Origin of the sequence: Streptomyces sp. NPDC012769 (genome assembly GCF_042901205.1) — a bacterium.
Lineage (GTDB): Bacteria > Actinomycetota > Actinomycetes > Streptomycetales > Streptomycetaceae > Streptomyces.
Window position 1 is genome coordinate 18,922 of sequence record NZ_JBIBCP010000009.1, and the last position, 21,822, is coordinate 40,743.

15 protein-coding genes are annotated in these 21,822 nt (G+C 72.4%); 4 read left to right on the plus strand and 11 right to left on the minus strand.

What is annotated here, in order from left to right:
- Positions 1–106 precede the first annotated feature (106 nt).
- The 8 genes from pstS to mshD all read right to left on the minus strand — a co-directional run bounded on the left by pstS (position 107) and on the right by mshD (position 8,549).
- Positions 107–1,243 (minus strand): phosphate ABC transporter substrate-binding protein PstS, encoded by a 1,137-nt coding sequence (pstS, locus tag ACFY7C_RS34615; protein ID WP_389658863.1) that lies wholly within the window; start codon positions 1,241–1,243, stop codon positions 107–109.
- A 227-nt stretch (positions 1,244–1,470) separates the two neighbouring features.
- Positions 1,471–1,884, minus strand: a complete 414-nt coding sequence (locus ACFY7C_RS34620; RefSeq protein WP_389658865.1) for an NUDIX hydrolase — start codon at positions 1,882–1,884, stop codon at positions 1,471–1,473.
- The gene (locus tag ACFY7C_RS34625; RefSeq protein ID WP_389658868.1) at positions 1,881–2,870 is read right to left on the minus strand and encodes a CHAD domain-containing protein; all 990 of its coding nucleotides are present in this window, start codon (positions 2,868–2,870) and stop codon (positions 1,881–1,883) included. The genes ACFY7C_RS34620 and ACFY7C_RS34625 overlap by 4 nt, the downstream gene beginning before the upstream one ends.
- Complete coding sequence (locus tag ACFY7C_RS34630; protein WP_389658871.1) at positions 2,857–5,097, minus strand: RNA degradosome polyphosphate kinase; 2,241 nt, start codon at positions 5,095–5,097, stop codon at positions 2,857–2,859. Before ACFY7C_RS34630 ends, ACFY7C_RS34625 begins: the two co-directional genes overlap by 14 nt.
- Positions 5,098–5,329: 232 nt before the next feature.
- Positions 5,330–6,316 (minus strand): ABC transporter permease, encoded by a 987-nt coding sequence (locus ACFY7C_RS34635; RefSeq protein ID WP_389658874.1) that lies wholly within the window; start codon positions 6,314–6,316, stop codon positions 5,330–5,332.
- Positions 6,313–7,152: an ABC transporter ATP-binding protein gene (locus tag ACFY7C_RS34640; RefSeq protein ID WP_389658877.1), complete on the minus strand. Its 840-nt coding sequence runs from the start codon at positions 7,150–7,152 to the stop codon at positions 6,313–6,315. The genes ACFY7C_RS34635 and ACFY7C_RS34640 overlap by 4 nt, the downstream gene beginning before the upstream one ends.
- A complete protein-coding gene (locus tag ACFY7C_RS34645; RefSeq protein ID WP_389659246.1) occupies positions 7,149–7,532 on the minus strand; it encodes a GntR family transcriptional regulator in 384 nt (127 codons plus the stop codon). Before ACFY7C_RS34645 ends, ACFY7C_RS34640 begins: the two co-directional genes overlap by 4 nt.
- A 90-nt stretch (positions 7,533–7,622) precedes the next feature.
- Positions 7,623–8,549 carry a mycothiol synthase gene (gene mshD / locus ACFY7C_RS34650; protein ID WP_389658880.1) on the minus strand — a complete coding sequence of 309 codons (927 nt, stop codon included), beginning with the start codon at positions 8,547–8,549 and terminating at the stop codon, positions 7,623–7,625.
- A gap of 242 nt (positions 8,550–8,791) precedes the next feature.
- Here mshD and ACFY7C_RS34655 point away from each other — a divergent pair, with 242 nt between their 5' ends.
- The 4 genes from ACFY7C_RS34655 to ACFY7C_RS34670 all read left to right on the plus strand — a co-directional run bounded on the left by ACFY7C_RS34655 (position 8,792) and on the right by ACFY7C_RS34670 (position 18,533).
- On the plus strand, positions 8,792–10,627 hold the full coding sequence (locus ACFY7C_RS34655) for a bifunctional metallophosphatase/5'-nucleotidase (protein ID WP_389658883.1): 1,836 nt from the start codon (positions 8,792–8,794) through the stop codon (positions 10,625–10,627).
- Positions 10,628–10,827: 200 nt separating this feature from the next.
- Entirely contained in the window at positions 10,828–14,058 is a 3,231-nt protein-coding gene (locus tag ACFY7C_RS34660) for a FlgD immunoglobulin-like domain containing protein (protein ID WP_389658886.1), read from the plus strand.
- 94 nt (positions 14,059–14,152) lie between these two features.
- Entirely contained in the window at positions 14,153–17,506 is a 3,354-nt protein-coding gene (locus ACFY7C_RS34665; RefSeq protein ID WP_389658889.1) for a FlgD immunoglobulin-like domain containing protein, read from the plus strand.
- Positions 17,507–17,660: 154 nt separating this feature from the next.
- The gene (locus tag ACFY7C_RS34670; protein ID WP_389658892.1) at positions 17,661–18,533 is read left to right on the plus strand and encodes a phosphatidylinositol-specific phospholipase C; all 873 of its coding nucleotides are present in this window, start codon (positions 17,661–17,663) and stop codon (positions 18,531–18,533) included.
- Here ACFY7C_RS34670 and ACFY7C_RS34675 read toward each other — a convergent pair.
- From ACFY7C_RS34675 to ACFY7C_RS34685, 3 genes are read right to left on the minus strand one after another with little or no spacing between them, the layout of a single operon-like run.
- Entirely contained in the window at positions 18,498–19,943 is a 1,446-nt protein-coding gene (locus tag ACFY7C_RS34675) for a sensor histidine kinase (protein ID WP_389658895.1), read from the minus strand. The two genes, ACFY7C_RS34670 and ACFY7C_RS34675, sit on opposite strands and share 36 nt — an antisense overlap.
- On the minus strand, positions 19,940–20,665 hold the full coding sequence (locus tag ACFY7C_RS34680; RefSeq protein WP_389658898.1) for a response regulator transcription factor: 726 nt from the start codon (positions 20,663–20,665) through the stop codon (positions 19,940–19,942). The genes ACFY7C_RS34675 and ACFY7C_RS34680 overlap by 4 nt, the downstream gene beginning before the upstream one ends.
- A gap of 20 nt (positions 20,666–20,685) precedes the next feature.
- Positions 20,686–21,735, minus strand: coding sequence for a S1C family serine protease (locus ACFY7C_RS34685; protein ID WP_389658901.1), 1,050 nt, complete (start codon positions 21,733–21,735; stop codon positions 20,686–20,688).
- Positions 21,736–21,822: the final 87 nt, after the last annotated feature.

Genomic DNA, 21,822 nt, shown 5'->3' on the forward strand with positions numbered 1-21,822 from the left:
GAGCGGGTACGGGCCTCACGGCGTCGTACGGGCTCCTGGCGGCGGTGCACCGGATGCCGGGGGCCGGCCCCTCCACGGGAGGTGAGGGGCCGGGCCCGGCCGGGGGTCAGGACAGGGTGGGGACGATCTCGCGCACCTTGGTGGCGATCTCGGCCGGGAGCGGGGCGTAGCCGGCGTCGGAGAGGACCTTCTGGCCCTCCTCGCCGGCGGTGTAGTTCAGGAACGCCTTCAGGGTCGGCAGGGTCTCCGCCTTGTTGCCCTTGTCGCAGGCGATCTGGTAGGTGACGAGGATCAGCGGGTAGGCGCCCTCGGCCTTGGTGGCGTAGTCGAGGGACAGGGCCAGGTCGCTGCCGGTGCCCTTGACCTTGGCGGCGGCGATGGCCTTGGAGGCGTTCTCCGTGGTCGCGGCGACCGGGGCGGCGGCACCGGTGTTGATGCTGACCGTGGAGATCTTGTTGGCGGTCGCGTAGGAGAGCTCGAAGTAGCCGATGGAGCCCTCGGCGTCCTTGACCGCGGTGGCGACGCCGGAGGAGCCGTTGGCGGCCTGGCCGCCCTGGGCGGGCCACGACTTCGACTTCGGGTCGTGCTTCCAGTCGGCCGGCGCGGCGGTCGACAGGTACTTGCCGAGGTTCTGGGTGGTGCCCGACTCGTCCGAGCGGTGGAAGGCCTGGATGCTGGAGTCGGGGAGCTTGGCGCCCGGGTTCAGCTTGGCGATCGCCGGGTCGTTCCACTTGGTGATCTTGTTGTCGAAGATCTTGGCCAGGGTGGAGGCGTCCAGGACCAGGTTGTCCACGCCGTCCAGCTTGTAGCCGATGGCGATGGGGCCGCCGACCATCGGCAGGTTGATGCCCTTGCCGCCCTTGCAGATCTTCTGCGACTCGGCGACCTCTTCGTCCTTCAGGGCGGAGTCGGAGCCCGCGAAGGCGACCTGGCCCTGGTTGAACTTGGTGATGCCACCGCCGGAGCCGATGGCCTGGTAGTTGATCTCGACACCGGAGCACGCGGCCTGGAAGTTCTTGACCCACAGGTCCATGGCGTTCTTCTGCGCGCTGGAGCCGGCCGCGAGCAGCTGGCCCTTGGCACCGTCGCACTTGATGTTCGACGCGGCGGCGGAGGTCTTGCCGCCGTCCTTGGTGGGCTCGGTGTTGTCGTCCGAACCACACGCCGAGAGGACGAGCGCGCCGGAGACGACGAGGGCACCGATCGCGGAGGCGCGAAGCCCGTTCTTGCGCGAAAGCTTCACTTTCGGGTGTTCCTTCCAGAAGCCGCCAGGCGTGGACCTTGCTGTCCTGAACGTTCTACGGCGGCGCGTGTCGGAGTGGCCGGTGCGGCGCTGAGCTGTGCACCTTGTACGGCCGAAATTAGGCAGATCAGGTGAAGCGGCCGACGGGGGAGAGTGAACGGAAAGTGAACCGTGCCGGAAGTGGCGGTGCGGGTGCGGCACGCCGCACCCGCACCCGGAAGACACCCCTACCGCGGCGTCGTCGCGAGGAGGGCGTCCAGGAGCTCGCGGTCGCGTGGCTGGGTGAGCCGGCGGCGGGCGAGGGCGGGCGGGAGCCAGGCGAGCGCGTCGATCTCCCGGGTCGGGGTGAAGGTGCCCCCGAGGGCCCGGGCCGCCCAGTAGGTGACCTGCTTCGACCGGCCGTCGACCGTGTAGTGGGCGGTGGGGAGGCGGGCGCCGAGCACGCAGGACTGGCCCGTCTCCTCGCGGATCTCCCGCAGGGCGCAGTCGGCGAGGGTCTCGCCCTCCTTCAGCTTGCCCTTCGGGTGGGACCAGTCGTCCCACTTCGGGCGGTGGACGAGGGCGATCTCGATTCCCTCGTCCGACGCCGCCGGGCGCCACAGCACGCAGCCCGCCGCCAGGACCGGGCCGGCCGGGGTCACGGCACCGCCGCCGGGGCCGTCGCCCGGGACCAGGCGCGCTGGAAGGCGAAGCGGGCGGCCTCGACCTCGTGGCGCTGGTCGGCGTGCAGGACGCCGAGGGCGTACGCGGTGGCGGGGGCGATCCGCGGGGTGCGGGCGGCCGCGGCCGCGGCGGCGGCCGCCTCGGCGGCGTCCCGGTGCCGGTCGAGGGCCCGCCCCGCCTCGTACAGGACGGGGTCGTCGTTCGCCCCGCCGTGCAGCACCTCGCCCGCGTAGCGGTACAGCCGCAGCAGGCTGCGGGTCTGGTGCCAGGGGGCGTCCTGGGCCTCTCCGGCGGCCAGGGCGAGGGCTTCCGCGTTGTACGGGTGGGCGGCCCGGGTCAGCGGGAGCGCGGCCACCGCGTCGAGGAGCCGGCGCTCGACGACCGACGCGGAGGCGTCCAGGACGTCGACGGCCCGCGCGCTGCCGGCCGGGCCCAGCGGCAGCTCGGAGGCGAGCAGGGCGACGGCGTCGGCGACGGCGTGGAAGCGGGAGGAGCCGAGGGCCTGGAGCGCGGCCGAGTGGGCCCGGGTGCGGGCGAGGGTGAGCTGGCGTTCGAGCAGGGCGCCGGCGCGGGCCGCGCCGACGGCCAGGCCCCGGCCGCTCTCCGTGCCGCGCGGGGCGGGCACGGGGTCCGGGCTCGACAGCCGGGACAGCGCGTCCACCAGGCGGACGAGCCGGGAGGTGCAGGCGTGCTCCAGGGCGAGGGTGCCGGAGAGCCAGGCGAGTTCGGTGCGCAGCTGGTCGGCCCAGGCGGCGTCGAGGAGCGGCCGGAAGGTGTGGAGGGTGCCGCTGATCCTGCGGGCGGCGGCCCGCAGGGTGCGGGCGGCCTCCTCCGCGCCGGCCGTGTCGGCGCCGCTCTCGGTGTGCAGCCGCAGGCCGCGGAGGAAGTCCGCGGCCCGGGCGTGGAGGTAGGGGGCGAGCACCTCGCCGGCCGAGACCTCGGAGGTGATGTCAGGGTTGTGCACGCCGGCGCCTCCGCGCGTCGATGAGCATCTCCTGGACGTGCCGGAGCGGCTGGCCCTCGGGGTCGGTCGCGTGCCGCGTCCAGTTCCCGTCCGGGCCGAGGTGCCAGGAGGAGGTGGTGTCGGACATCCCGGTCTCCAGGAGCCGGGTGAGGGCGGCCCGGTGGCCGGGGTCCGCGACCCGGACCAGGGCCTCGATGCGGCGGTCCAGGTTGCGGTGCATCATGTCGGCGCTGCCGAGCCAGACCTCGGGTTCGCCGCCGTTGCCGAAGGCGAAGATCCGGGAGTGCTCCAGGAAGCGGCCGAGGATCGAGCGGACCCGGATGTTCTCGGACAGGCCCTCGACGCCGGGCCGTACGGCGCAGATGCCGCGGACCCAGACGTCGACCGGGACACCGGCCTGGGAGGCCCGGTAGCAGGCGTCGATGACGGCCTCGTCGACCATCGAGTTGACCTTGATCTTCACGTACGCGGGCCGGCCGGCGCGGTGGTGGGCGATCTCCTTGTTGATCCGGGAGACCAGGCCGTCGCGCAGCGACTTGGGCGCGGTGAGCAGGCGCCGGTAGGTCTCGCGGCGGGAGTAGCCGGAGAGCCGGTTGAACAGGTCGGAGAGGTCGGCGCCGACCTGCGGGTCGGCGGTGAGCAGGCCGAGGTCCTCGTAGAGCCGGGCCGTCTTGGGGTGGTAGTTGCCGGTGCCGACGTGGCTGTAGCGGCGCAGCACCTCGCCCTCCTGGCGGACCACCAGGGACAGCTTGCAGTGGGTCTTCAGACCGACCAGGCCGTAGACGACGTGGCAGCCGGCCTCCTCCAGCTTGCGGGCCCACTTGATGTTGGCCTGCTCGTCGAAGCGGGCCTTGATCTCGACGAGGACGAGGACCTGCTTGCCGGACTCGGCGGCGTCGATGAGGGCGTCCACTATCGGGGAGTCGCCGGAGGTGCGGTAGAGCGTCTGCTTGATCGCGAGGACGTCGGGGTCGGCCGCCGCCTGCTCCAGGAAGAGCTGGACGGAGGTGGAGAACGAGTCGTAGGGGTGGTGCAGCAGCACGTCCCGTTCCCGTACGGCCGCGAAGATGTCGGGCGCGGAGGCGGACTCGACCTCGGCGAGGTCCCGGTGGGTGCCGGCGATGAACTTGGGGAACTTCAGCTCGGGCCGGTCCAGGGACGCGATGCCGAAGAGGCCGGTGAGGTCGAGCGGGCCGGGCAGCGGATAGACCTCGGAGTCGGAGACCTTCAGCTCGCGGACCAGCAGGTCGAGCACGTACGGGTCGATGGACTCCTCGACCTCCAGGCGCACCGGCGGGCCGAAGCGGCGCCGCATGAGCTCCTTCTCCAGGGCCTGGAGCAGGTTCTCGGCGTCGTCCTCCTCGACCTCCAGGTCCTCGTTCCTGGTCACCCGGAACATGTGGTGGGCGAGCACCTCCATGCCGGGGAAGAGCTCCTCCAGGTGCGCGGCGATGACGTCCTCCAGGGGGACGTAGCGCTCGGGGGAGGCCTCCAGGAAGCGGGAGAGCAGCGGCGGGACCTTGACGCGGGCGAAGTGGCGGTGGCCGCTGACCGGGTTGCGGACGACCACGGCGAGGTTGAGGGAGAGCCCGGAGATGTACGGGAAGGGGTGGGCCGGGTCGACGGCCAGGGGGGTGAGGACCGGGAAGATCTGCTGGCGGAACAGGGTGAAGAGGCGGGCCTGCTCCTTCTCGGTCAGCTCGGGCCAGCGGATGAGGTGGATGCCCTCGTCGGCGAGGGCCGGGGCGACGTCCTGCTGGAAGCAGGCGGCGTGCCGGGCCATCAGCTCCCGCGAGCGGGTCCAGATGAGGTCGAGCACCTCGCGGGGCTGCAGTCCGGAGGCGGAGCGGGTGGCGACGCCGGTGGCGATGCGGCGCTTGAGTCCGGCGACGCGGACCATGAAGAACTCGTCGAGGTTCGACGCGAAGATCGCCAGGAAGTTGGCCCGTTCCAGCAGCGGCGTGTTCGGGTCCTCGGCGAGCTCCAGGACCCGCTCGTTGAACGCGAGCCAGCTGCGCTCCCGGTCGAGGAACCGGCCCTGGGGCAGCTCGCTCGCGGCGCCGTCGTCCTCGTAGACGTCGAGGTCGGAGTCCAGGTCGGGCTCGAGGTCGCTCACGGCCGCGCCGTTGACGACGTGCGGGCGGTGCGCGGCTATGGAACCGAGGGACGGCTGGGGCGAGGTCTGCGTGGGCGACGGGACCGGGACCTCGGCGGGCTGCTGGTTCATGGCCCCATTCTTCCGCGCGAAGGGGTCGGTGGGCGCGTCGGAGCGGGCCGTGGTGGAGGGAAGTCTCCCTTTGGGAAGTCTCCCTCGGGGGAGGGCCCTGGTGGGCGCGGGCACGGAGCGCTTCATTGCGTGAGCGTCGCAAGCGCGTCTGAATGGTTGGTAACGGGGACGTGTCCTGAGGGAATCGGGGGCGGGGCCTGTGGCGGGCCCGCCCCCGGGTTCCGGGCTTCCGCTACGGGTGCCGGGCGCGCAGCACGCGGAAGGCGGCGAAGAGGGCGAGGGCGGCGAGGGCGAGGACGATGCCGCTCTCGATGAGCTGGGTCGGCCAGAAGTGGGACGGCGGGTGGTAGTCCACGAAGCGGCTGGTGACGCCGTTCCGGGCGAGGCACTGGCCGTGCACCCGCTCCCACAGGTCGGGGTCGGCGCCGTCCAGGTGACCGGTGGCGCGGTCGACCTCCCGCCAGCAGACGTCCTCGTCGAAGCGGGCGCCGGTGGACGTGAGCATGCCGGAGTCCGTCGTGAGGCCGTTGTGCGGGGCCCACAGGGGCTCCGAGGCCGGGCCGGTGGCCCTCCGCGTCGGCAGGAAGGACCAGCGCAGCGTGCCGAGGACGAGCAGGACCACGCCGAGGACGACCCCGGTGGCCGCCATGGCGAGGAGGGTGCGGCGGATCAGCTGCCCGACGAGGGCGCCCACGGCGACGGCGGCCAGGAGGTACGCGAAGAGGACGATGCCGGTGGCCGCGTACGGCCCCGGGTCCCAGGCGTGGTTCCCGGGGCTGGAGACCCGGCCCCAGCCGATCCGGAAGACGCCCACGAGCGCGAGGGTGACGAGGAGGGCGGCGGCGCCCGCGGCGACGAGCTTGGTGCGGAGCCAGACGGCCGGGGTCACGGACTGGGTGAGGGAGAGCCGGTACGTCCCCGACTCGTACTCGCGGGCGACGAGGGGGCCGGCGACGAAGGCCGCGACGAGCAGCGGCAGCAGGATCAGGCCCCCGCCCGCGTACTCCATCGCCCACATCAGCGTCCTGAAGCCGCGATTTCCGTCGGAGGGTATCCAATACCCGTCCTGCACCCACATGTCCGGGGTCTGCGCGTCCCAGATCCGCAGGCCGCCGATCACGGCGAGGGAGGCGGCGACGGCGGCGACCGCCAGCCAGAGGGTGCGCCGGTACTGGCGGACCGTCACCCAGTAGGAGCCCTTCAGGGAGAGGGTGCTCATGCGGCGGCTCCTTCGGGGTGGCGCAGGTGGGCGAGGAGGAGGTCCTCCAGGGAGGGGGCGCTGACGTCCCAGGGGCCGTCGAGGGGGCCCTCGCGGCGGATCAGGGCGGTGAGCTGACGGCCCGTCGTGCGGGAGTCGATCACGGTGTGCGGGGCGAGGTCGGTGACCGGGCCGGTGAGCAGGGCGTGCGCGGCGAGCAGGTCGTCGACGGCGCCGTCGAGGCGGATCCGCCCGCCGGCGAGCAGCAGGAGGTGGTCGCAGGAGCCCTCCAGCTCGGTGAGGATGTGCGAGGACATGACGACGGTGGTGCCGTGTTCGGCGGCTTCGGCCATGAGCAGGCCCATCAGCCGGTGGCGGGCGAGCGGGTCGAGGTCGGCCATCGGCTCGTCCAGGAGGAGCAGTTCGGCCCGCTTGCCGAGGGCGAGCGCGAGGGCGACGCGGGTGCGCTGTCCGCCGGAGAGCTCGCGGACGAGGGCCCGCGGGTCGAGCTCGTCGTCGACGACCCGCCGGGCGGTGGCGTCGTCCCAGCGGCGGGGGTTGAGCTCGCGGCCCATGCGCAGGGTGTCGGCGACGGTGAGCCGGGGGTGGAGCGGCTTGTCCTGGGCCACGTACGCGATCCGCTCGCGCTCCGGGGCCTGGATCCGGCCCTCGGTGGGCCGGAGCAGTCCGGCGGCCAGGGCCAGGAGGGTGGACTTGCCGGCGCCGTTGGGGCCGACGAGGGCGCAGATCCGGCCGGTGGGCAGGGCGAGGTCGCAGTCCCGCAGGGCCCAGGGCCTGGTCCGTCCTCCGTACCGTACGCCGAGGCCCTCGGCCTCCAGCGCGTTCTCCCGTGTCATGCGTCCCCCTCGAAGAATTCGTTCAGTACGGATGTGAAGAGCGCGTCCACGTCGTCCCGGTCGAGCCCCTCCGCGCGGGCCCGGCGGGCCCAGTCGGCGAGCTCGCCGCGCAGGGGCGAGTCGGCCGGGGCGGCGCCGAGCGTGGCGCGGACGAAGGTGCCGAGACCGCGGCGGGCCTCGACCAGCCCCTCGCGTTCGAGCTCGCGATAGGCCTTGAGGACCGTGTTGGGGTTGACGGCCGTGGCCTCGACGACCTCGCGGGCCGTGGGCAGCCGGTCGCCGGGCTGCAGCAGGCCCATGCGGAGGGCCTGTTTGGTCTGCTGGACGATCTGGAGGTAGGTGGCGACCCCGCTGCGCCGGTCGATGCGGTAGGCGAGCACGTGTGCTTTCACCACCCTTTCACTAATCAAGTAGTGAAAGGGTGGTGCAAAGAAGGGGGCGGTGTCAACCGCCCCCTTCTCGCGCCCGGTTCAGGACTCCGTGCGGTACATCAGGTCCACCTCGTGCGTGCGGAAGCCCAGCCGTTCGTAGACCGTCACCGCCGCCGTGTTGTCCGCGTCCACGTACAGCATGGCCGTCGGCAGCGTCTGGGCCGCCAGGTGGCGCAGGCCGATCGCGGTCAGGGCCTTCCCGAGCCCGCTGCCCTGTGCCTCGGGCAGCACGCCGACCACGTACACCTCGCCCAGCTGCTCCTCGGCGTGGACCTTGGTCCAGTGGAAGCCGAGGAGCCGCCCCTCCCGTTCCGCGAGGAAGAAGCCCTTCGGGTCGAACCAGGGCTCCGCCATCCGGTCGTCCAGGTCCCGCTGGGTCAGCGAGCCCTGCTCGGGGTGGTGCGCGAAGGCGGCCGCGTTGGCCGCGAGCCAGGCGGTGTCGTCCTGGCCGGGCACGAAGGTGCGGACGGTGACGCCCTGCGGCAGCGTCGGCTCGGGCACGTCGAGCGGCACCAAGGGGCGACGCAGCTGGCGCAGTTCGCGGAACAGGGTCAGCCCGAGGACCTGGGCGAGGTGCCGGGCAGCCGACTTGCCGCCGTGCGCCCAGACCCGCAGCCGCTTGCCGGACACGTCGAGCAGGGCGGTGCCGAGCGCCCGGCCGTGGCCCCGGCCCCGGTGCGAGGGGTGGACGACCAGCTCGGCGGCGGGTGCCTCGACCGGGTCGGTCTCCTCCAGCTGGGCGTAGCCGTAGAGGTGGGAGCCGACCGTGAGCAGGTAGTGGCGCACGCCCTCGCGCCGGCCGTGGCGCAGGTAGAGCCGTCCCTGCTCGGACACGGCGTGCACGCCGTCGGCGCGGTCGGCGGCCTCGAGGAGGTCGAGGACGTCCCTCACCTGCTCGGGGCTCAGCTCTTCGTAACTGTTGATCTGCCGTCCGGGTTCAAGGGCCGGTGCCGCGTCGGAAGTCATGCGCACGAGCCTACGGCGGGGGTGCCTGGGGTCGTGGGAGATCTCACCGGCGTGACTGACAGGTGGACGGCCCGCGGGCGCTGGAGGGGTGGCCGTCGGGCGGTGGAGGGGCGGGTGTCGGACAAAGGCAACCAGCTCGTAATCAGCCACCCCCTGTTGCGCTACGCGCGTTGACTCTAGGCTGCACCGGCAGACGGGGAAGCATGACCGATGCCGCCGCAGGGGCAGGATCAAGGGGAGAGATGGCAGCGACACGGAAGAACAGCAAGGCGGGGCGTCGGATCCTCGCCGCGGGAGCGGGACTTGCGACGCTGGGCGCGCTCGCCGCCGCGATGCCGGCCGGGGCGTCGCAGGACAGCGCCGACGCCGCCGCGTACGGCACCAACGGCAAGGGCTGGGGCCGGATGGTGGACGTCCAGCTGCTCTCCTTCAACGACCTCCACGGCAACCTGGAGCCGCCGGCCGGTTCCTCCGGCCAGGTCACGCACGTCCACGAGGACGGCACCACGACCAAGATCGACGCGGGCGGTGTCGAGTACCTCGCCACGCACCTGCGCCAGGCCCGTGAGGGGAATCGTTACTCCATCACCGCCGCGGCCGGCGACCTGATCGGCGGCTCGCCGCTGCTCTCGGGTCTCTTCCACGACGAGCCGACCGTCCACGCGCTCAACAAGCTGGACCTCGACGTCACCTCGGTGGGCAACCACGAGTTCGACGAGGGCGCGGTCGAGCTGGCCCGCATGCAGAACGGCGGCTGTCACCCGACGGCCGGCTGCTTCGGCGCGGAGAAGGGCTTCGAGCCCTTCGGCGGCGCCGACTTCCCGTACCTCGCGGCGAACGTGACGAACGAGAAGACCGGCAAGCCGCTGCTCGACCCGACCTTCATCTGGGAGAAGGACGGCGTCCGGATCGGCTTCATCGGCGTGACCCTGGAGGGCACCCCGAACATCGTCACCGCCGAGGGCGTCAAGGGCCTGAAGTTCGGCGACGAGGTCGAGACGATCAACAAGTACACGAAGATCCTGGAGCGCAAGGGCGTCAAGTCCATCGTCGCCCTGGTCCACGAGGGCGGCGCCCCGGCGTCCCCCGCGTACAACTACGACTGCGACAGCCCCGGCCCGGGCGACGGCATCTCCGGCCCGATCGTCGACATCGCGAAGAACGTCTCGCCGCAGGTCGACGCCATGATCACCGGCCACACCCACCAGGCGTACGTGTGCACCGTGCCGGACCCGTCCGGCAAGCCGCGCCTGGTCACCTCGGCGTCCGCGTTCGGCAAGCTCTACACGGACACCACGCTGACCTACGACCGCCGCACCAAGGACATCGTCCGCACCGCGGTCGGCTCGGCCAACCACGTCGTCACCCGTGACGTGCCCAAGGCCGAGGACATGAGCAAGCTCATCGCCGACTGGAAGGTGCTCGCCGACCCGGTCGCGAACCGTCCGCAGGGCTTCATCGCCGCCGACATCAACGGCCGCGGCTCCACGGCGTACGAGAAGCCGCTCGGCGACCTGATCGCCGACGCGCAGCTGGAGGGCCTGGCCCCGGCGGACAAGGGCGGCGCCCAGATCGCGCTGATGAACCCGGGCGGCATCCGCGCCGACCTGGTGTACAAGGCCTCGGGCTCCGAGGGCGACGGCGTGGTGACCTACGGCGAGGCGTTCACCGTGCAGCCGTTCACCAACATGATGCACGTGGTCGACCTGACCGGCGCCAACCTGATCTCGGCGCTGAAGCAGCAGGTCAGCGGCTCCAACCTGAACTCGCCGAAGATCCTCCAGGTCTCCAAGGGCTTCACCTACACCCTGGACATGACCAAGACGGGCGCCGACCGGGTCGTGGACGGCAGCATCAAGCTGAACGGCCAGCCGATCGACCCGGCCAAGACCTACCGGGTCGCGATGAACGAGTTCCTCTCGGGCGGCGGCGACGGCTTCCCGGCCCTGGCGACCGGCACCAACAAGCTGGTCGGCGCCTCGGACCTGGACGTCTTCAACGCCTACCTGGCGGCCCACTCCTCGGCGTCGGCGCCGCTGCAGGTGCCGGCCGCCGACCGGATCACGGTCGTGAAGTAACACCCCCCGGGTGAGGGTGGTGTCCGCTTCGGCGGGCACCACCCCTTTTTACGTTCTGAACGGGTTCGAACTGCTGTTACAGTCGTTCGACTTGGAACGCCTGGGGAGGGGTTCAACACGTGAAAAATGGGTGGGGGACGAGGCGCCGTAGCGCCCTCTCACTGGCCGCGGCGACCGCGGCCCTGATCTCGCTGACGCCGGTGGGCGTCGGTATGGCGTACGCCGCGGAAGGCGACGCACCGGCGGAGCTGATCATCCCGGCGGACGGAACGGCCGATCCGTACGCGTGGGCCGTACGGCCCGGCGCGACCGGCTTCCTGCAGGGCGGGCGGAACGGCGACTACGCCTGGTACTCCTACGCCGACGGCACGTCCGTCCCGTTCGACGACGCCGGAGCCGTCCTCTTCGCGACCGACACGGACACCATCGCCCGCTGGTACGGCTCCCAGAGCAAGGTCGTCCTCCAGGACGGCGGTGGCGGCGCCCAGGAGACGATCGCCCTCGGCGCGGACCGGGCCGTCATCGGCATGGCCGGACGCACCGTCATCGCCGTCGGCGGCACCTCGAGCAGCACGCTCCACGTGGTCGCCCTCGACAACGGCTCCGCCGTCGAGCGGACGGTCACCGGCCTGCCGGCCGGTGCCACGAACATCAAGATCTCCGCACGGACCGCGTACGGCTTCCTCGCCTCCTACGAGGTGGGCGGCGCCCGGGCCTTCGGATGGGTCGACCTGGCGGGCGCCGCGCTGAAGCCGCTCCCCGAGCTGGCCGACCGCAAGACCGCGGTGCGCCACGGCGACGTGCTGCTCCACGTCACGTCCGCCGGCAAGCTGCGGGTGTGGGACCTCAAGGGGGACTGGTCCGCGCCCCTGCGCGAGACCGACTGGTCCGGCACCGACACGCCCGTCGCCCTCCACGGCGACCGGGTCCTGAGCGTGACCGCCGCCACGGCGGACGGCACGCGGACGCTGCTGTCCCGCGCCTTCGCCGGCGGCGAGCAGAAGGCGGTGCTCGACGGACTCGTCGAGGCCCCGCTCGCGGCGGCGTCCGATCTGCTCGTGACGCAGAAGACCGACAACACCGACCGCCCGGTCTACCGCGTCGCGGCCGGCGCGGACGGCGAGTTCGCCGCCACGAAGATCGCCACCATCATGGGCGAGATCGCCCAGCCGATGCGGATCTCCGCCGCGCAGGGCGTCCTGCACACCGTCGACCACATGCCCTCGGGCGAGTACCGGCTGCGGTCCATCGAGACGAAGGCCGGCGGGCCGCTCGTCGCGGGGGACCGCGTCGACCGCGGCACCGACACCCGCTTCGACACGTCCTGGGAGGTGCCCACCGGCGACGGCCGGGTCGTCCGCAAGACCGGCCCCGAGCTGTCCGTCCTCACCGAGGGCGCGTCGGTGCCGGGGACCTCCCTGGCGGCGGGCTCCGTGGCGGGCGACCTGGAGGCCTCCGGCCGCTACGCCTCGTACCGCCTGACGAGCGGTGAGCGCAGGGTCTTCGACCTGGACGCCAGGAAGGCCGTCTTCACCCGCAACCTCGGCACGGGCCCGACCGCGCTCAACGGCTCCACCCTGTGGACCACGACCGGCACCGCCGGTGCCGTCGCCGCGATCGACGTCCGCACCGGTGCCACCACCCGTACGGTCACGGCCGCCGACTGCGTCATCAAGGACGTGCAGTCCGTCGGCGCCGACCTGTACTGGAAGTGCGACGCCAAGGCCGGTGTGCTGAACACCGGGACGAACGTGCACACCGCCCTGCCCGGGCACTCGCAGGCGCTCCTCGGCGACGGCTTCGTCACGCACGAGAAGGACGAGCTCCTGTACGTCACGCCGCTGCGCGGTGGCGGCCAGACCCGCGAGATCGGCCGTCCGGCGGACGGCATGCGGGAAACGGGCTGGAACGTGGACCGTTTCGGCGGCCACACCGTCTTCACCGACAACGTCGGGCGCATCCACGTCGTCCCGAGCGGCGTCCCCGCCTCACCGGTGTCCGTCGTCGACTCGACCGTCTCCTCCGACATCCTCGATGTCGAGGGCGGCGACGCGTGGTCCGGCCAGTGGTGGCTGTCCCGGCCGGTCGCGTCCTGGACGCTGACCTTCAAGAACCCGGCCGGCGAGGTCGTCCGCACGTTCGACGGCCACCAGACCCGCGGCGCGGTCAAGGCCGCGTGGGACGGCAACGGCGCGAACGGCGCCCCGGTCGCCGACGGCCGCTACACCTGGGAGCTCACCGCCCCGCCGGCCGACGGCGTGGGGGAGACCCTGCGTACCGGCGGCACGGTCTTCGTGACCCGCGGCCGCGTCTCCACCTTCAAGCCGGTACCCCCGGCCCGCATCCTCAACACCCTCGCCGGTGTCGGCGCGCCCAAGGCCAAGGTCGGCCAGGGCGGCACGGTGGACCTCCAGGTCACCGGGCGCGGCGGCGTGGCGGCGAGCGGGGTGTCGGCGGTCGTGCTGACGGTGACGGTGACCAACCCGAGCAACAGCACGTGGCTCGCGGTCTACCCGTACGGGACCCCGCGGCCGATGATCTCGAACCTGAACGTCCCGGCCGGCCGCAGCGTCCCCAACCAGGTGACGGTCCCGGTGGGCAAGGACGGCAAGATCTCGCTGTACAACGCCTGGGGCACGGCCGACCTGCTCGTCGACGTGACCGGTTACTACACCCTCGACGGCGCCGGTGACCGCTTCAAGGCCGTCACCCCGGCCCGCATCCTCAACACCCTGGCCGGTGTCGGCGCGCCCAAGGCCAAGGTGGGCGCGGGCAAGACCGTGAACCTGCAGATCGCGGGCCGCGGCGGAGTGCCGTCCACGGGCGTGACCGCGGTGGTCATGAACGTGACCGCGACCAACGTCACCGCGTCCAGCTACGTCTCGGTCTTCCCGTACGGGACGGCCCGCCCGGCCACGTCCAACCTGAACGTGGTCAAGGGCCAGGTGGTCGCCAACCTGGTGACCGTGCCGGTGAAGAGCGGCAAGGTGACGCTGTACAACCACGGCGGCACGGTGGACCTGCTCGGCGACGTCGCCGGCTACTTCACCAACACGGCCGGTCAGGGCGACCGTTTCGTGCCGCTGAACCCGGTCCGGCTCCTCGACACCCGTGACTACGGGGTGGACGGCAAGCTCGGCCCGGACAGCGCGGCCACGCTCGGCGTCGCCGGCTACGGCGGCATCCCGGAGACCGGTGCGAACTCGCTGGTCCTGAACCTGGCGGGCACCAACGCGACGTCCGCGACCTACGTCGCGATCCACCCGTGGCTGACGGAGCGACCGACGATCTCGAACCTGAACCTGGTGCCGCGGCTGACCGTGGCGAACCAGGTCGTGGTCCCGATGTCGTCCGAGGGCGGCTTCGACCTTTACAACCGGGCGGGTTACGTGGACCTGATCGTGGACGCGGCCGGCTACTACACGAAGTGAGTCGGATTCTCCGATAGGGAGGGCTGCGCACCGCTCCGGCGGTGCGCGGCCCTCCCCTTTCCGGGTCTCCGGCACCAGGGGGAGGGACCTCTACGTGCACAGCATTTCCGAGAGACGCCGCGGCCGCGCCGTGGCGGCGGCCGTCGCCACGGCGGCGGCACTCGTGAGCCTGATCCCGCTGGGGGCGGGGACGGCGGTGGCGGCGGAGGCCGCCGACACACCGACGGAGGTGGTGATCCCGGCGGAGTCCACGGCGGATCCCGAGGCGGGCAGCCTGCCGGCCGCCGGCCTGACCGGCTTCGTGCAGGGCGGGCGCCGCGGGGGATACCACTGGGTGTCGTACGCCGACGGTGCGCGGACGGAGCCGTTCGGGACCAACCCGTTCAGCTGGGTCGGACCCGAGGCGACCGGTACCGATCTGATGGCCGACCGGAGCTCGCTCCAGGTCGTGTTCCGCGACCCGAAGGGCGGCGCGTCGCAGATCATCCGCGTCCCCGAGGGACAGCGCGTCCTGACGTTCCTGGGGACGGCGGTCGTCACCCAGGAGAAGACCACGCCCTACGGCACCCACCTGCTGAGCCTGGACCAGGGGACGGTGGTGGACCGGCCGCTGGCGGGACTTCCGGCCGGCGCGGTGCCCCAGCACCAGGTGTACTACCCCGGCCCTCACGGGTTCGTCTTCCACTACGTGCTGGACGGCCGGGGGACGGTCGGCTGGGTCGACCGGTCCTTCACCTTCCGTCCGATCAAGCTGCCCGCCCTGGACACGTCCGGGAAGACGAGCGCCGCGGGCCGCTTCCTCTTCCGCTACCCGGTGCAGGGCAAGCTCCAGGTCTGGGACGTCACGGGCGACTGGTCCGCGCCCGTCAGGGAACTTCCCTGGTCCGGGGGCACGCCGGTCGCCGTGCTCGGGGACCACGTGCTGGCCCGGGTGCCGTCCTCGGACGGTCTGGAGACCCTGGTCGCACGGTCCTTTGCCGACGCCGCCGAATTGCCGGTGCTCGACCGGGTCTTCGGGGCCTCGCCGGTGGGCCCCGACGGTCGGCTCGTCATCGCCCGCCAGGGCGAAGGGACGGAGCGCACCCTGCATTCCGTGGCGGTGCCCGAGGCGGCCGCCGCGCCGGTGGCCACCCGGATCGGAGCGGTGCCGCCCGCCCGCACGCACATCCACGGCACGGCCGTGGCGCAGGGCGTCGTCCACTCGGTCGACGACGTCGCGTACAGCAACATCAGACTGCGGTCGATCGAGCTCTCCACCGGCCGGGAGCTGTCGGCCGGACCACGGGTGGACCTGGGCGCCGACGCCAACATCCTCCAAGGGGGCTGCTGGGTCAGCGGCGACTGCCGGAACGGCGTACCGACCGGTGACGGCCGGGTCGTCTTCCACGAGGCCGGCTACCGAGGCGGCCTCTACGTGCTCGACCCCGGCAAGCAACTGCCCGCGACCCGTGTGTCCGGCGTCGACGACGTGACCGGTGACATCACGGCGTCGGGCCGTTACGTCGCCTATGCGACGGCCGCCGAGACGCGGGTACTCGACCTGGACACCCACACGGTCGTGCTGCGCCGCCCGTACGGCGGCCATGGCGCGGCCATCGTCGGCGACACGCTCTGGGAGGGTGCGGCCGGAGGGGTGCTGAAGGCCGTCGACGTGCACTCCGGATCCGTGATCCGCTCGGTGAAGGTCGCCGACTGCGAGCTCGGCAGCTGGTCGGTCGTGGGCGAGCACGCTCTGACGTCCTGCGGTGACACCTCCACCGCGCAGGACCTGAGGACGGGGCGGAAGACCGCCGTCCCGGGCCGCTTCGCCCGGCTCGGCGACGGCTTCGCCCTCAGCGTGCAGGGGGCCGACACCGTCCTCACCCCGTTGCGGGGAGAGAGCGGGCCGCGGGTGATCACTCCGGCAGACGCGAAGGCGCCGGCGTGGAGCATCGACCGCTTCGGCGGCCCCCTCGTCTACACGGACGACCAGGAGCGCATCCACGCCGTCCCCACCGGCGTCCCGGCCTCCGACCTGTCCGTCATCGACTCCGACGCCCCTCAGATCCTCGACCTGAAGGCGCCCGCCGGCTGGACCGGCCGGTGGTGGCTGTCCAAGCCCGCCGCGTCGTGGACGCTGACGCTCAAGGACCGGACGGGCAACGCCCTGCGCACGCTGCGTGGAGGTGAGACCCGCGGCCTGGTCAGGGCCGCGTGGGACGGCAAGGGCGACAACGGTGCGGAACTCGCCGAGGGGCCGTACGCGTGGGACCTGACCGTCGTCCCCGCCGACGGCGTCGGGGCCGAGGTGCGCCGTGCCGGTGAGGTGTTCCTGACCAGCACCGGCCTCGGCACGTTCGAGCCGGTGGCCCCGGCCCGGATCCTCAACACGCTCGGCGGCGTCGGCGCGCCGCAGACGAAGGTCGGTCCCGGCGCCACGGTGACGCTCCAGGTCACCGGGCGCGGCGGAGTCACCCGCCCCGGGGTGACGGCGGTGGTCCTGAACGTGACCGCGACGAACCCGACCGCGGCGACGTACGTGTCGGTGTACCCGTACGGGATGCCGCGCCCGGCCACGTCGAGCCTGAACGTGGCGAAGGGGCGGACCGCGCCGAACCTGGTGACCGTGCCGGTCGGCCGGGACGGCAAGGTGTCGCTGTACAACCACAGCGGCTCGGTGGACCTGCTCGCGGACGTGGCGGGCTACTACACGCTCGCCGGTGACGGCGACCGGTTCGCCCCGGTGGCCCCGGCGCGGCTGCTGAACACGCTGGGCGGCGTGGGTGCGCCGAAGGCCAAGCTGGGTGCGGCCAGGACCGTGAGCCTCCAGGTCACGGGCCGGGGCGGGGTGCCCGCCACCGGCGTGACAGCGGTGACGGTGAACGTGACCGCGACGAACCCGACGGCGGCCTCGTTCGTGTCGGTGTACCCGTACGGGACGACCCGTCCGGCCACGTCCAACCTGAACGTGGTCGCGGGGCAGACGGTGGCCAACCTGGTGACCGTGCCGGTCAGGGACGGCAGGATCACGCTCTACAACCACTCCGGTTCGGTGGACCTCCTCGCGGACGTGTTCGGGTACTTCACGGACGTGGCCGGAAAGGGCGACCGCTTCAAGCCGGTGGCCCCGGCGCGGGTGCTGAACACCATGGGCGGGGTGGGCGCCCCGCAGGCCAAGGTGGCGCCGGGTCGCAGCCTGGATCTGTTGCTCGCGGGCAGCGGCGAGCTGCCGTCGCTCGGCGTCTCCGCGGTCGTCATGAACGTGACGGCCACGCAGCCGACGGCCGCCACTTACGTGGCGGCCTACCCCTTCGGGACGCGCCCGTCGACGTCGAACCTCAACGTGGCGGCGGGAGAGACGGTGGCCAACCAGGCGGTCGTCCCCCTCTACGAGGGGACGATGTCGCTGTACAACCACAGCGCCTACGTGCACCTGCTCGCCGACGTGGCCGGCTACTACACCAAGTGAGCCGACCGAGCCCAGTGAGCTGAACGTCCCTGAGGGGCGGCGCCCGTTCGACGGGGTGCCGCCCCTCGCGCTTCTCGTAGCCGGTCGTACGCGGTCGTACCCGGCGGTAGCACGAGTCTGGCAGGGGCACGTCAACCCTGTCATAGTGCGGCCCATGGACCGACGACGATTCCTCGCGGGCGCCGCCGCAGCCGGTGCCGCCCTGCTCGCCGGCACCCCCTCCGCCCGGGCGGCCACCTCCACCGCCACAGTCACGGGCACCTGGGACTGGATGGCCGCCCACGGCGACCCCACCCCGCTCCAGAGGCTCACGATCCCCGGCACCCACGACTCCGGCGCCCGCTTCGGCGGTCTCTGGACCGAATGCCAGAACACGACCATCGCGCAGCAACTCGACAGCGGCATCCGGTTCCTGGACATCCGCTGCCGGGTGACCGGAGGCTCCTTCGCGATCCACCACGGCGCCTTCTACCAGAACATGATGTTCGGCGACGTCCTCGTCGCCTGCTGGAACTTCCTCGCCGCCCGCCCCAGCGAGACCGTCCTGATGCGGGTCAAGCAGGAGTACTCCTCGGAGTCCGACGCCACCTTCCGCGCGATCTTCGACGACTACCTCGACAAGCGCGGCTGGCGGCCCCTGTTCCGTATCGGACCGGGCGTCCCCACCCTCGGCGAGGCCCGCGGCAAGGTCGTGCTCCTCGCCGACAACGGCGGCCTGCCCGGACTGCGCTGGGCCGACGGCGCCCACTTCGACGTGCAGGACGACTACCAGGCCGAGCCCTTCGCCAAGTGGACGAGGATCCGCGACCAGTTCCGCGAGGCCGCCGGACGGCCCGGCCCCTTCTACGTCAACTTCGTCTCCACCGCCGCCGGCCTCCCGCCCCGCTGGAACGCCGACCGCCTCAACCCCCAGGTCCACTCCCTGATCGACGGCGAGGGCGCCGGCTGGAAGGGCCTCGGGATCGTCCCCATGGACTACCCCAACACCCGCTCAGGACTCGTCGAGTCCCTCATCCGCCACAACTGACCCGCGAGACCCACTGGCCACGCCCGGCGGCGGTGTCGGCGCCCCCGGCAGCCGCACCGTCGCCACCGTCCCGCCACGGCCGTCGGGGGCCGGAGCCAGCGCGACCGTGCCGCCCGCCCGCCCCACCGTCCGGGCCACGATCGACAGACCCAGGCCAGAACCCGGCAGGCTGCGCGCCGACGGCGAGCGCCAGAACCGCTCGAAGACGTGCGGCAGCTCGTCCGCCGCGATGCCCGGCCCGTGATCCCGTACGGTCAGCTCGCCCCGCATCAGCGTCACCTCCACCGTCCCGCGCGGCGGCGAGAACTTCACCGCGTTGTCCAGCACGTTCACCAGCGCCCGCTCCAGGGCCGCCGGCTCCGCCCGTACGTACCAGGGCGCCAGGTCCGTCTCGAAGGTCAGCTCCGGGCCCCGCAGCCGCGCCCGGTCCAGGGCCGACCGCAGGATCGTGTGCAGCGCCACCACCTCCAGCGGACCGGGGGCCGCCGCCTCCGGCCGGGACAGCTCCTGGAGATCGCCGATCAGCGCCGCCAGCTCCGTCATCTGCGCCTTCACCGAGGCCATCAGGGCCCTCCGGTCCTCCGGCGGCAGCGCACGACCCGTCTCCTCGCTGCGCGCGAGCAGCTCCACGTTCGTCCGCAGCGAGGTCAGCGGTGTGCGCAGCTCGTGGCCCGCGTCCGCGATCAGCCGCGCCTGCCGGTCCCGGGAGGTGGCGAGCGCCGCCGTCATCGCGTTGAACGACCGCGACAGCCGGGCGATCTCGTCCTCGCCCTCCACCGGGATCCGCACCGTCAGGTCCTCGGTCGCCGCCACGTGCTCCACCGCCCCGGTCAGCCGGTCCACCGGCGCCAGACCCGTCCGCGCCACCCACAGGCCGGCCGCGCCGGCACCGACCACACCGATGCCCGAGACCAGCAGCAGGACCCAGCCGAGCGTCGACATCGAGTTGTCGACCTCCGACAGCGGCCGGGCGAGCGAGACCGCCATGCCGGGCCGGTTCGGGTCGGCGTACGTGTAGACCCGCATCTCCCGGCCGGCGTCGTCCTTCGTCGTGTGCAGGGTGTCGTCGAGCAGCCCGCGGGCCACCGCCAGGTCCGAGGTCTGCGCCGGGATCGGCGCCTGACCGGAGGCGCAGATCGTGCCGTCGGCCAGGGTCACCTGCACCGTGTACGGAGGCAGCGGGGGCGCCTGGCGGTCCGACCGGCAGCCGCCGAGCACCAGGTTCAGATAGCCGTTGTCCACCTTGCTGTTGCGCAGGCCCGAGTCCAGTTCGCTCTCCAGCTGCGCCCGCGTCACGAACCAGCAGGCCAGCGACACCGCCGCCACCGCGACCGCGACCGCGAGGGCGGTGAGCAGCGCGAGGCGGGAGCGCAGCGGGCGGGAGCGGAACCAGGAGACGGGACCGGTCACTCCGCGCCCCCGCCGCGCAGCACGTACCCGACACCGCGGACGGTGTGCACGAGCCGCGGCTCGCCGCCCGCCTCCGTCTTGCGCCGCAGATACATCACGTACACGTCCAGCGAGTTCGAGCTCGGCTCGAAGTCGAAGCCCCACACCGCCTTCAGGATCTGCTCGCGGGTGAGCACCTGCCGCGGATGGGTCAGGAACATCTCCAGGAGCGTGAACTCGGTACGGGTCAGCTCCACCGGCCGCCCGGCCCGGGTCACCTCGCGGGTGGCGGGGTCCATCCGCAGGTCCTCGAAGGAGAGCACGTCGCCGTCGGCGGCGGGCGCGGACGGGGCCGCGTACGAGCTGCGTCGCAGCAGCGCGCGGATCCGGGCGAAGAGTTCGTCCAGCTCGAAGGGCTTCACCAGGTAGTCGTCCGCGCCCGCGTCGAGCCCGGTGACCCGGTCGCCGACCGTGTCGCGGGCGGTCAGCATGAGGATCGGCACGGTCGAGCCCGAGGCCCTGATCCGGCGGGCCGCCGTCAGGCCGTCCATCCGTGGCATCTGAACGTCCAGGACGACGAGGTCGGGGGCGTACGACTCCATCGCGGCGAGGGCGTCGAGCCCGTCGACGGCGTCCCGCGTCGCGTACCCCTCGAAGGCGAGGCTGCGGCGCAGCGCCTCCCGTACGGCGGGCTCGTCGTCGACGATGAGGATGCGTTCGCCTTCGTTCACCGGGCCAGTCATGGGGCCAGCCTCGCACGGGTTCAGCGGTCGCCGCCGGAGCGGAGGTCGTCCAGGTCGGCCTTGAGGGTGTTCACCGGGATCGCGAATCCGAGACCGACGCTTCCGGCCGTGGAACCGGAGCCGTTCGAAGAACCGGGCGCGTACATCGCCGAATTGATTCCGATGATCTCGCCGTTCATATTGATCAACGCGCCGCCGGAATTACCGGGATTCAGCGAGGCGTCGGTCTGGATCGCCTTGTACGTGGTCTTCGACGAACCGGTGTCGCCGTTGAACCGCTGCCCGCCGAATTCGAACGGCCAGCCCTGCCGCGGGTCGTAGTCCTGCCCCTGCCCGTGTCCCTGGCCGTCGTCCTTGGCGACGGTCACGTCGCGGTCGAGGGCGGAGACGATGCCGCTGGTGACGGTGCCGGTGAGGCCCTCGGGGGAGCCGATCGCCACGACCTCGTCGCCGACCCGCACCTTGGAGGAGTCGCCGAGCGTGGCCGCCTTCAGCCCGGAGGCGCCCTCCAGCCTGATCAGCGCCAGGTCCTTGTCGGGGTCCGTGCCGACGACCTTCGCCTCGTGGCTCTTGCCGTCGGAGGTCCGCACCGTGACCGTGGAGGCGCCGGAGACGACGTGGTTGTTGGTGACGATCTCGCCGTCGGAGGTGATGATCACGCCGGAGCCGGTGGACCTGCCGGAGTTCGAGCTCGCCGAGATCTCCACGATGGACGGGGACACGGCCTGCGCCACCCCGGCGACCGTGCCCTTGCTGCTCGCCGACACGTTGGTGCCGCTCACGGCGCCCGAGGCGGCCGTGGTGCCGTCGGCCGTCCACCGCTCGACCAGCGTCGCGGTCCCGCCGCCGACCGCCGCCGCGGCGATCGCCACCGCCGCGAGGAGCCCGACCCCGCGCCGGGCCCCGCGGTGCGGGACGGGGGCGGCGGGAGGCGCCACCGGCGGTACGTGCCCACCCGAGGGCCAGATCGTCGTGCCCGGCTCCGTGCTGATCGGCCGCGCCGGGTCGTACGGCGGCCTCGGCGGGTAGTACGGCTGCTGCTGCGGCTGGGGCTGCGTGTGGTCCGTCATGACCACGACTCTCGGAGCCGTACATGAGAACGGTCTGAGGACGGCCTGAGAAGCCCGACAGAAGCCCGTATGCCCGAAATAAGGACG